The organism is Nocardia niigatensis NBRC 100131 (assembly GCF_000308655.1).
In the GTDB taxonomy this organism is placed as follows: Bacteria; Actinomycetota; Actinomycetes; order Mycobacteriales; family Mycobacteriaceae; genus Nocardia; species Nocardia niigatensis.
Map to the genome: position 1 here is coordinate 90775 of NZ_BAGC01000008.1, position 10495 is coordinate 101269.

Consider the following 10495-nt stretch of genomic DNA (forward strand, 5'->3'; position numbering starts at 1 on the left):
AATCCGTGGCCTGACCCATGTCGTTAGCCAGGAGGATCTGTGCTTTCCGCCTTCGTGTCGGCTTTCCGGACCCCGGACTTACGGCGGAAGATTCTCTTCACGCTGGGACTGATCGCGCTCTACCGGCTCGGTGCGTCGCTGCCCTCGCCGGGCGTCAGCTACAAGAACGTTCAAGAGTGCGTCAATCTGGTCAACGGCGGTGACTCCGCCGGTATCTACCAGCTGATCAACCTCTTCTCCGGCGGTGCGCTGCTGCAGCTGTCCGTGTTCGCGATCGGCATCATGCCGTACATCACGGCCAGCATCATCATCCAGCTGCTGACGGTCGTGATCCCGCGGTTCGAGGAGCTGCGAAAAGAGGGCCAAGCGGGTCAGAACAAGATGACCCAGTACACGCGCTATCTGTCTGTGGCGCTGGCGATCCTGCAGTCGACCGGTCTGGTCGCGCTCGCCTCCCGCGGACAGCTGCTGCGTGGCTGCCCCAAGGACATTCTCGACGACACCTCGATCTTCGGCATGATCATCATCGTGCTGGTGATGACCGCGGGCGCGGCCCTGGTCATGTGGTTCGGCGAGCAGATCACCGAGCGTGGCATCGGTAACGGCATGTCGCTGTTGATCTTCGCGGGTATCGCCGCCCGTATCCCCTCCGAGGGCAAGATGATCTACGACAGCCGCGGCTGGATCACCACCGCACTGGTGGCGGGCGCCGCGCTCGTGGTCATCGTCGGCGTCATCTTCGTCGAGCAGGGCCAGCGCCGGATTCCGGTGCAGTACGCCAAGCGTGTGGTCGGCCGCAAGATGTACGGCGGCTCCTCGACCTACCTTCCGTTGAAGGTGAACCAGGCGGGTGTCATCCCGGTCATCTTCGCGTCCTCGCTGCTGTATCTGCCGAACCTGTTGGCGCAGTTGACCCAGAAGAACACGGGTAACCCGGCCAAGTGGCAGGAGCTGATCCAGAAGTATCTGGTCAACCCGAGCAACCCGGTCTACGTGTCGATCTACTTCGCGCTGATCGTGTTCTTCACCTACTTCTATGTCGCGATCACCTTCAATCCGGAGGAGCGCGCGGACGAGATGAAGAAGTTCGGCGGCTTCATTCCCGGCTACCGCCCGGGCAAGCCGACCGCGGACTACTTGAACCATGTCCTGAGCCGGATCACCCTCCCCGGCTCCATCTACCTCGGTGCTGTCGCTGTTCTGCCGAACCTGCTCCTCGGGATCGGGTCCTCCGGCGGTGTGACGAATCTGCCGTTCGGTGGTACCGCGGTGCTGATCATTGTGAGCGTCGGCCTCGATACCGTGAAACAAATCGAGAGCCAGTTGATGAACCGAAACTACGAAGGGTTCCTGAAGTGAGACTCGTACTGCTCGGACCGCCCGGCGCCGGTAAAGGCACCCAGGCCGAACTGTTGTCGGAAAAGCTCGGTGTTCCGCACATCTCCACCGGGAACCTCTTCCGCACCAACATCGCGGAGCAGACTCCGCTGGGTCGCGAGGCACAGCAGTACCTCGACGCCGGCAACCTGGTCCCGTCGGACGTGACCAACCGCATGGTCGAGGCGCGCATCGCCGAGCCGGACGCCGTGAACGGCTTCATCCTGGACGGCTACCCGCGCACCGTGGATCAGGCCGAGGCGCTGGAGAAGATGCTCAAGGAGTCGGGCAAGGAGCTCGACGCCGTCATCTCCTTCGTGGTCGACGAGGACGTCGTGGTGGAGCGCATGCTGGCCCGTGGCCGCGGCGACGACACCGAAGAGGTCATCCGCAACCGCATGCGCGTCTACCGCGAGGAGACCGAGCCGCTGCTGGAGCACTATGACGGCCAGGTCGTCTCGGTCGAGGGCGTCGGCGAGGTCGCCGAGGTCAACGAGCGGGCGCTGAAGGCCCTGGGTCGCTGAATGGTCTTCGGCCGCAAGAGCAAACGGGTGGTGCCCTTCCGCACTTCCGGTGAACTGGACGCCATGGCGGCGGCCGGCGCTGTCGTCGGCCGTGCGCTGGTGGCGGTGCGTGCCGCCGCCAAGCCCGGTGTCTCCACGTGGGAACTGGACGAGGTGGCCGAGCAGGTCATCCGTGAGGCCGGGGCAATCCCGTCGTTCAAGGGCTACCACGGTTTCCCGGGTTCCATCTGCTCGTCGGTGAACGACCGCGTGGTGCACGGCATCCCGGCCAAGGACGAGATCCTGGCCGAGGGTGATCTGGTGTCCATCGACTGCGGTGCCATTCTCGAAGGCTGGCACGGCGATTCGGCGTGGACGTTCGGCGTCGGCACCATCATCGAGGCGGACCGCCTGCTCAGCGAGGCGACCCGGATCGCGATGGAGGCCGGCATCGCTGCCATGCTCCCGGGCAACCGGCTCTCGGACGTCTCGCACGCCATCGAGCAGGGCACCTACGCCGCCGAGAAGGAGCACGGTCGCAAGTACGGCATCGTCTCCGGTTACGGCGGTCACGCCATCGGCCGCGAGATGCACATGGATCCGTTCCTGCCCAACGAGGGCGCACCCGGCAAGGGCCCCGAACTCCGTGTCGGCTCCGTCCTCGCCATCGAGCCCATGCTCACCCTCGGCACCACGGAAACCCATGAGCTGGACGACAACTGGACCGTCGTCACCGACGACGGCACCCGTGCCGCCCACTGGGAGCACACGGTCGCGGTCACCGAAAACGGCCCGCGCATCCTTACCCTGCGCCCGGAGTAACCTCCGCCCCAACCCCTTCCGCACCCGCTTCGGCCCAGCCTGAGGCGGGTGCGGTCGTTTGGGGTCGACGGGCCGCTCCAGATGATCGGCTCACGCGGTCTCCCACCGGTTTCGGCCGCTGATCCGAGGAAGCGCACTTTCCGGTGGCGAGCCCTCCGCCCTGCCGATACGGTTGGCCGCGAACGGGTTGGTGCTAGGAGGGGGACGTGGCCGGTCTGGGTGTCGACGTGGGTAGTGACCCGGAGTTGATGCGGAAAATCGGGGATACGGCGGTCGAGTTCGGGCTGGGGGAGCATCGGAAGTATCACCTCGGCCGGAAGATCGGGATGCGGCTGGATCTGTACGAGCACGGTGCGGTGGTGGTGCTGGCCGGGCAGCAGGTCCGGGTGGTGCGCAACGACACGGCGCGGGTGTGGCAGAAGATCGTGCGGCACACCAGGAATGGCGTGCACACGGGCACCACCCACCACTATCGGGTGACGGATGTGCGGGGCGAGGAGATGCTGCTCACCGAGGCGCTGTGCTGTCCGGAGGAGTGGGGACCGCAGCTGGTGGAGGGGATCGCGTCCCGGCAGGCGGCCGTGGCGATCGACACCCTGCGCGCCGGCGGGAAATTGGAGTTCGGCCCATGGTGGCTGACCGCGACACAGGCCGCAACGGATCAGAAAACCTTTGCCCTGCAAGAGCTTCGGGGCTTCCGGGTGAAGAGCGGCCAGGTGATCATCGAGGCGGGTGAGGACACCCGGATCACGAAGAGCATCGACACGTTCCCGAATTTCCTGCTGTTCCAGTTCCTGCTGAAGCAACTGGTGCCGGGCATCCCGGAGTCGGCGGGCAAGGTGTTCAGCCGTCGGCTGGCGGTGCGCGGCTGGAATACCGCGTTCGCGGTCATCGCCGTGATCGCCTTCGTGATCGCCTGCGTCAGCGGCTGGCCCGTCGGCAAAACCGAACTGTGCGGCAAGCTTTCGGATGTGCAGAAGGCGGGTACGGAGCTCACCGATCCGGTGAAGAGTCTCCGGGACGCCGCCGACAACTATCGCGGCGACCAGCAGGACGCGGTGCGCGCCGACGGCCACAAACTCGGCGCGTTCACCGGTTCGGGCTTCCACTGGGTGAAGGACACCGAACTCGACGACGCCACCGTCGCCATTCGTTCTGTGTGCCAAGCGAATTCGTTTACGATCAGGAAGTGATGGCATGAACCGCGATATTCGCAGCCTGGTGACGGCCGTCTGCACGCTGGTGCTCGGCCTGCTGGCCATGGTCCTGACCACCAGCTGGTTCTGGCCGATCCTCATTCTCGCGCTGGGCGGTATCGGCCTGATCGCCGCGCTGGTGACTCCGGCGCGCGAATCCTGACCCATGCGGAACGGTGATACCGGGTATGCGCGATTCTCACTGTTCGCGTACCCGGCCGGTCCGTAGCGTCGACCGCATGAGCAGCAATCGAGAACTGATCCGCGCCGTCTTCGACCAGATGGCCGCCGGTAACGGCCGCGCCCTCACCGACGCCATGGCCGACGACTGCCGCTGGACCTTCCCGGGTTCCTGGTCCTGGTCGGGCACTTGGGCACCGAAATCCGCTGTGGTGCAAGGTCTTCTGCGTCCGCTCATGGCCCAGTTCGCCGACGCCTACCGGATGGAGGCGGAGCTGATCCTGGCCGACGGCGACCACGTGGTGGTGCAGGCCCGCGGCTACGCCACCACGCTCTCCGGCGAGCCCTATCACCAGACCTACTGCCTGCTGTTCACGCTGTCGGACGGACTGATCACCGAGGTGGTCGAGCACTGTGACACGGCCCTGGTGGAGCGGGTCCTGAAGGTGCTGACGCCCGCTTCCTGACTCAGCTCTCCAACAGAATGGTGACCGGCCCGTCGTTCACCAGCTCCACCTGCATATGCGCCCCGAACCGCCCGGTGGCCACCGTCGCCCCGAGCCCGCGCAGGGTCGCGGCGAAGGTGTCCACCAGCGGTTCGGCGACCGCCCCGGGCGCGGCGGCGTTCCAGGAAGGTCTGCGCCCCTTGGCGGTATCGGCGTAGAGCGTGAATTGACTGATCACCAGAATGGGCGCGGACAGATCGGCCGCGGATCGTTCCCCGTCGAGAATGCGAAGCCGGAAGAGCTTGTCGGCCAGCGTTTTCGCGGTGGCTTCGGTATCGGTGTGCGTGACCCCGACCAGCGCCACCAGACCGTGCCGCGCCCCGTGCGCGGCCGGGTCGATGCGCCCGACCACCTCGCCGTCCACGCTGACGTGAGCCGATGTGACCCGCTGCACCAAGATCCGCATGGACATCGATCTTCGCAGATGGCCGCGTCGCTCCAGCGCGGCAGCCCGCCCACGGCTGTGAATGCCCCGAATTTCATTGTGCGCCATCGAGAGTTCACAACAGTAGGCTGTGCTGGCATCTTCAGCTGGCAACGGGCGGAGCGACAGTAGTTAGCGATGGCACCTGATAACAAAGATAAGTACAAGGACAAAGACAAGACAGCCTGGCCTGGCCTGAAGGATCAGGCGAATTCCGGCCACCTGGAATTCGAGCCGGGCGCGGCCGAGGAGGGGGCGCAGGCTGCCGCGAAGCTGGTCGGTGACCTGCTGTACTACCAGCAGATGATCGACGGGCACCTCACCGACATCGGCCCCATCGGCGATCTGCCGTCGGGCGGGCTGTTGGCCACCTATCTCAACGGGATCGGCACGCACATGTCGGATGCGCTCACCACGCATATCGCCATCCTGCGGGACATGATCGACACGTTCAATCAGGCGGGGCGGAACTACGTCAACACGGACCACATGTCCGCGGACAACCTGCGGTACCTCCACACCTCGGCGCCCGACGGTGCGGCGCACCTGAAAATCGATATCCCGAACAAGAAGTCGCCCAGTTCCTACGACGACTCCGCCAGCGATGACTATCCGGACAAACTGAAGAATTACAAGGGGGGCAAGGAGTCCTACTCCGTACGTCCGGAGCCCAAGGACAGCATGAGCTGGGAGCAGCTGTACCAGCTCGGGCAGGATATGAAGCCCGATCCGTACAACAACGCCTACGAGCTCTACAAGCTGCTGAAGGACAAGGTCGACGGCAGCCTCAGCGAGTTCAACAACAAGATTCAGGCACTGCAGAGCAAGTGGCGCAGCGACGGCGCGACCGCCGCGCAGGGCGCGGTCACGAGCTACTGCAACAGCATTCAGCCACTGCTCGACACCATGGACATCGCGTCCCAGGTCATGCGGTACACCAACCGCTGGATGATCCAGACCAAGGCGAGCATGCCGCAAGAAGGTCCGCATCAGCCATGGGACTGCGACAAGCAGGGGCAATTGGACTATTTCCGCGGCCAGTACCAGGACCACTACGTCGACGGCGCGAACCACACCGCGGAGTCGACGCCCTCGGTCCCTGTTCCGGCGCCCGTCGATCCGCCCAAAGTCCCCGACCCTACCAAGGATCCGAGCAAGGACCCGAGCAAAGATCCCAGCAAGGATCCGAGCAAAGATCCCAGCAAGGATCCGAGCAAGGATCCGAGCAAGGACCCCAGCAACGACCCGAGCAAGGACCCGAGCGGGAGCCCGAAGAACGGCGGCGGCGGCACGCCGAATCAGGGTGGCGGCACCCCGACGGGCCAGACGCCACCGTCCAACCAGACGCTGCCGAAAACGGACCAGCCGAACCCGACCGGTTCCAACCCGAACGGCTCGAACCCCAACGGTTCGAACCCATACGGCAGCAATCCGAACGGGTCCAACCCCAACTCTGGCTACCCGAATTCGTCTCAGCCGCAGAACACGTCGAGCGGCAGCTCGGGTGGTTCGGACATGTCGCAGCTGACCAGTGCGCTGAGCACGCTGATGACCGGCGTGACCAGTGGAATTTCCACGCTGGCGCAGCAGCTGCCGACGATCCTGCAGTCGCTCCAGTCCCTCCAGTCGACCGATCTGTCGACCCTGGCGAACGCGCTGGGCGTGCCCGAGGACAAGCTGACGACCGCATTCACCACGATCGAGCAGGATCCGTCCAAGCTGACGCAGCTGAACCAATTGCTCGGCCTGTCCGGGGACACCACGCAGACACCGACGCCGACCGCCGGGCTGCCGGACGGCACCACGCCGCTGGGCGGGGTCACCCCCGCGCCCGCCGCCGGGGTGGCATCGGCCATTCCCGCTGCGGCCGTGACTAATTCGCCGCTGGCGGGGCTGACCAACCTGTTCGGTGGCCTCGCGGGTCTCGATGGTGATCACGTCCAGCCGCTCGCCGGCGTCGCGGCCGCGCCCTCGGAACCGGTGCCGGTCACGACGACGACGGGCGCCGCGGCGGACCCCGTGCCCGAGCAGGTCGACTTCATCCGAGCGCTCGGTAATACGCTCGGGTCGCCCGTCGAGGGGAACCCGGTGGTCGAGGCATGACCTGGCAGTTCACCGATATCGAGTTCAAGGTCCTGTGCAACCGGTACCGGCAGGGGGCGATTCCCTCGCCGCTGGTGTACACGAGCCGGACCATGGATCCCGATGATTATCAGCGTGAGCTGTGGGCAGCCGAGGCGGAGCTGAACCAGCGACTCGATCCGGGCTTCCGCGCGGTGTTCGAAGTCGTGTGCAATCCAGAGGTTTTCGTGGGCGTGCACGGCTGGCACGACGCGGATATCGACAATCCGGACAAGCATCTGGTGGTGCACGGGGCGCGGCGCGGCCGCCGCGCCTGCGTGCTGATCCAGCAGCCCGGGGAGACGACGATGCACAGCGGCGGCGTCACCATGATCGAGTGCGAACCGGAGGAGCTGGCGGGATTGCTGGTGGCCCAGCTCCCCGAGACCGAGTCCGGTCAATCGACCGCGATCCCGATCGTCACCGAGCCCGCGGCCCCGGATCCCTATGAGGCGCCGCGTGCTTCGGCCTTCGATACCTTCGAGGAGTCCACCGACACGCGTAGTCTGCGGTTCCTGTCGACTCCGGCCGATCAGACCGGGGCCATGCAGATTCTGCAGGGGCGCTCCAAGTACGGGCCGCGAGGTGTCGCGGTCTCCACCCTGGTGTGGCGGGATCTGCCCGGAGACGGCCGCTACCTGATCGATCTCGACCCGGAGGTGAAGTCCGCGGTCGGCGTGGACACCCGCCGGTTCGTCGATCACCTCAACAGCGTGATCGCGCGGATCCTGGAGCAGATGGAATCCCGCGGGGAGCAGCAGGAATTCGTCTGATCCGACCTCCGGGGACACGGCACGTGGCGAGGCCGTGTCCCCCGGATCAGCACTCTCCGTTAATTTTCCGGCCACTGAACTGTTGCCCGATGCTGACAAGGTCAACACCATGAGCGCCAATCGGCTGGAGGCCTACAAGGATTTGCTGGTCACCGCATCCGGGAAGACCGGTCAGGTGCGGGACGGAATCCAGGGCGTGGTGGACACTTTCACCGCCAGCGCCGACGGGCGCGGGGAGCCGTGGGGGAACGACTCGCTGGGTCGCCAGTTCGCCAATGGGGCGCAGGGCTACCTGGCCAGTAAGAAGAACATGATCGAGGGCGCTCGGAACATGGCCGGTACCTTCGCGAATTTCTCCAAGTCGCAGAAGGATTCGGCCGACGAGCTGGAGCGTCAGGAGCAGGCCAACCGCGAGTCCTTCCAGGGTCGGCAATGACCAACGAGCAGCGGAAGGCCGACCTGCACGCCATTCTCGACGGTTTCGCCGAGCAGATGCGCACCATCACCCAATTGCAGCGTGAGCGTGCGGCTTTGACCGCATCCGCGACGGTGCGCGGCAAGCGGGTGACGGTGACCGTGAACGCGGACGGCACCGTGATCGAGACCAAATTCGGTTCCGGCATAGAGGATCTCGACTATCCGGAGATCGCCAAGGCGGTCACCGAGGCCGCCCAGCAGGCGTCCGCCGAGGTGGCGCGCCGCGGCCGCGAGATCATGGCCCCGGTGTCGCAGAACCGGGATCGGATGCCCAAGCTGACCGACCTGGTGCCGGGCATGCCCGATCTGAGCAAGGAGCTGGCGATTCCGGCGCCGCCCGTGGTCTCCACCGCGCCGCCGAAATCCCCTGAGCGACTTGGTGGTTACCGCGAGCCGAGTGCTGATGACGCGGCCCGGTCGCGTCGGGGCGGGGCCACTGATTCCGGATGGTGACACGACCCCACCGGGTGGGGTAGTCGCTCATGGCCATCTACCTGCCCTCGGAACTCGAATGGCTGGGCTGGCTCGTCGGGATGGAATGGCCCGAGGGCAACGAAGACCAGATGTGGGGCCTGGCCAACGACTGGAAGACCGCCGCCGACGGTCTGCGCAGCCAGGTTTCGGGTATCGACGACGCCAAATACGCCACGCTGGCCGCGTATGTCGACGGTGACGGCCGTGAGGGCATGGCCAAGATGTTCGACCTGCTGGCGGGCGTCGGGGGCAAACAGGAGGGCAATACCTCCATTCTGGACCTGGCCGGCTACTTCGATCAGCTGAGCGAGTCGGTGTACGACACCGGCACCGAGATCGAGTCCACCAAGCTGATGTTCTATTCGTCGCTGGCCATGCTGGCGTTCGAAATGGCGGCGGCGTGGGTGTTTCCGCCGACCGCACCGGCCGTGGAGGCGGCGGCGCAGGCGGCGACCCGGATCGCGGTGCGCATCATCGGTGAAGAGGCGGTCGAGGCGATCGGGCGCGCCGTAGCCAAGGCGATGGCCTCGGCGGTCGTGAAGTTCGCGCTGCGGCACATCGTGCTGGACGCCGGGCTGGGTGTGCTGCAGGAAACGGGCATCGAGGCGTATCAGATCGCGGCCGGTCATCGCAGCGGCTTCGACGCGGGCAAGATCCTCGTCACCGGCGTCAGCTCCGGTGTCGGCGGCATGGTGGGCGGCAAGTTCGGTGAGATGATCGGCGGCCGCCTGGCCAAGACCGAGATCAACCACTTCCTGCAGGCCGGGATCACCGGCGCCACTTCGGGATTGGCCGGTGCGGGAGCGGGATTCCTCGCCGGGACCGCCACCCAGTTCGGCCTGGACGCCTATCAGCACGGGTGGGGCGACGCCTGGAAGAACATGGGCAATGCCTTCACCAACTTCGACCCGCGCATGCTTACCGCCGGTGTCTCCAATGGCGGCATCTCGGGTTTGAATCATGCTGCTTCCCACAACTTCTGGGAACCGCGCGTCTCGGCGTGGAAGGCCGGCGTCCCCTCCGACTTCGCGAACGTCGGCGCTCACCCGGACTCGGTGGGCAACTCCGGCGACACCGGTCACATCGGTGGCGCCGGTCACCCTGGCGGCGCCGACGACGGCGGGCCCCGCACTCACCCCGCCGGATTCGCGGGTGATTCAACGGCTTCCACGACCGCGACCCGCCCCACGGGCGACGGCAGCGCCGCGCGTCCCGAGGGCGGCGACCACGGGGGCGTCGCCACCGACAGCCGTTCGTCCGAGCGCGGCACCCCGACCGACGAGCAGTCCACCGGTGGCGATCACGGCCAGTCGACCGGCGGCGATCACGGCCAGACCCAACAGGACGGCCCGCACGCTCGGGGCGACACCGGCGACACCCACGGCGCCCAGCCGCAGGCGGGCACCCACGAAACCAATGGCGGCTCGGTCGAAACCGGTGTCCAGGCGGGCAAGCACGAAACCCCTGCTCCCACCGCCGAGCCCGGACCGAACACCTCCGGCCCGGCCGCACAGACCTCGGGCCCCGCGACGCAAGGCCCCAGCCCGGCCGCTGCCTCCGGCGGCGACTCCCGATCCGCCGCCCCCGCCGCGACCTCCACCCCCGACTCGCGCGGCTCCGCACCGGCCTCCGACAGCAAGGC

At 66.4% G+C, this 10495-nt stretch carries 12 protein-coding genes; 11 read left to right on the plus strand and 1 reads right to left on the minus strand.

What is annotated here, in order from left to right; all coding sequences use genetic code 11:
- Positions 1–39: 39 nt before the first annotated feature.
- From secY to ON33_RS04215, 6 genes are all read left to right on the plus strand, one after another.
- Positions 40–1359 (plus strand): preprotein translocase subunit SecY, encoded by a 1320-nt coding sequence (gene secY / locus ON33_RS04195; protein WP_040855289.1) that lies wholly within the window; start codon positions 40–42, stop codon positions 1357–1359.
- On the plus strand, positions 1356–1901 hold the full coding sequence (locus ON33_RS04200; protein ID WP_040855293.1) for an adenylate kinase: 546 nt from the start codon (positions 1356–1358) through the stop codon (positions 1899–1901). The genes secY and ON33_RS04200 overlap by 4 nt, the downstream gene beginning before the upstream one ends.
- On the plus strand, positions 1902–2702 hold the full coding sequence (gene map, locus ON33_RS04205; protein ID WP_040855296.1) for a type I methionyl aminopeptidase: 801 nt from the start codon (positions 1902–1904) through the stop codon (positions 2700–2702).
- Positions 2703–2908: 206 nt separating this feature from the next.
- Positions 2909–3895, plus strand: a complete 987-nt coding sequence (locus ON33_RS04210; protein ID WP_040855299.1) for a DUF6585 family protein — start codon at positions 2909–2911, stop codon at positions 3893–3895.
- 4 nt (positions 3896–3899) lie between these two features.
- Positions 3900–4061: a hypothetical protein gene (locus ON33_RS40900; RefSeq protein WP_157184394.1), complete on the plus strand. Its 162-nt coding sequence runs from the start codon at positions 3900–3902 to the stop codon at positions 4059–4061.
- A 76-nt stretch (positions 4062–4137) separates the two neighbouring features.
- A complete protein-coding gene (locus tag ON33_RS04215) occupies positions 4138–4545 on the plus strand; it encodes a nuclear transport factor 2 family protein (RefSeq protein WP_040855302.1) in 408 nt (135 codons plus the stop codon).
- 1 nt (position 4546) lies between these two features.
- Here the strand turns inward: ON33_RS04215 and dtd are convergent, their stop codons facing one another.
- On the minus strand, positions 4547–4990 hold the full coding sequence (gene dtd / locus ON33_RS04220) for a D-aminoacyl-tRNA deacylase (protein ID WP_040855305.1): 444 nt from the start codon (positions 4988–4990) through the stop codon (positions 4547–4549).
- 156 nt (positions 4991–5146) lie between these two features.
- On the opposite strand from dtd, the gene ON33_RS37905 reads away from it, so the two are divergent.
- The 5 genes from ON33_RS37905 to ON33_RS04245 form a co-directional block, all read left to right on the plus strand.
- On the plus strand, positions 5147–7111 hold the full coding sequence (locus tag ON33_RS37905) for a hypothetical protein (protein ID WP_051151620.1): 1965 nt from the start codon (positions 5147–5149) through the stop codon (positions 7109–7111).
- Positions 7108–7902, plus strand: a complete 795-nt coding sequence (locus ON33_RS04230) for an ESX secretion-associated protein EspG (RefSeq protein WP_040855308.1) — start codon at positions 7108–7110, stop codon at positions 7900–7902. The genes ON33_RS37905 and ON33_RS04230 overlap by 4 nt, the downstream gene beginning before the upstream one ends.
- 109 nt (positions 7903–8011) lie before the next feature.
- A complete protein-coding gene (locus ON33_RS04235; protein WP_157184395.1) occupies positions 8012–8338 on the plus strand; it encodes a hypothetical protein in 327 nt (108 codons plus the stop codon).
- Complete coding sequence (locus tag ON33_RS04240; RefSeq protein ID WP_040855313.1) at positions 8335–8832, plus strand: YbaB/EbfC family nucleoid-associated protein; 498 nt, start codon at positions 8335–8337, stop codon at positions 8830–8832. The genes ON33_RS04235 and ON33_RS04240 overlap by 4 nt, the downstream gene beginning before the upstream one ends.
- A 29-nt stretch (positions 8833–8861) precedes the next feature.
- Positions 8862–10495, plus strand: a 1634-nt coding sequence (locus ON33_RS04245; RefSeq protein WP_040855316.1) for a WXG100-like domain-containing protein, incomplete at its 3' end; no start/stop codon positions are given.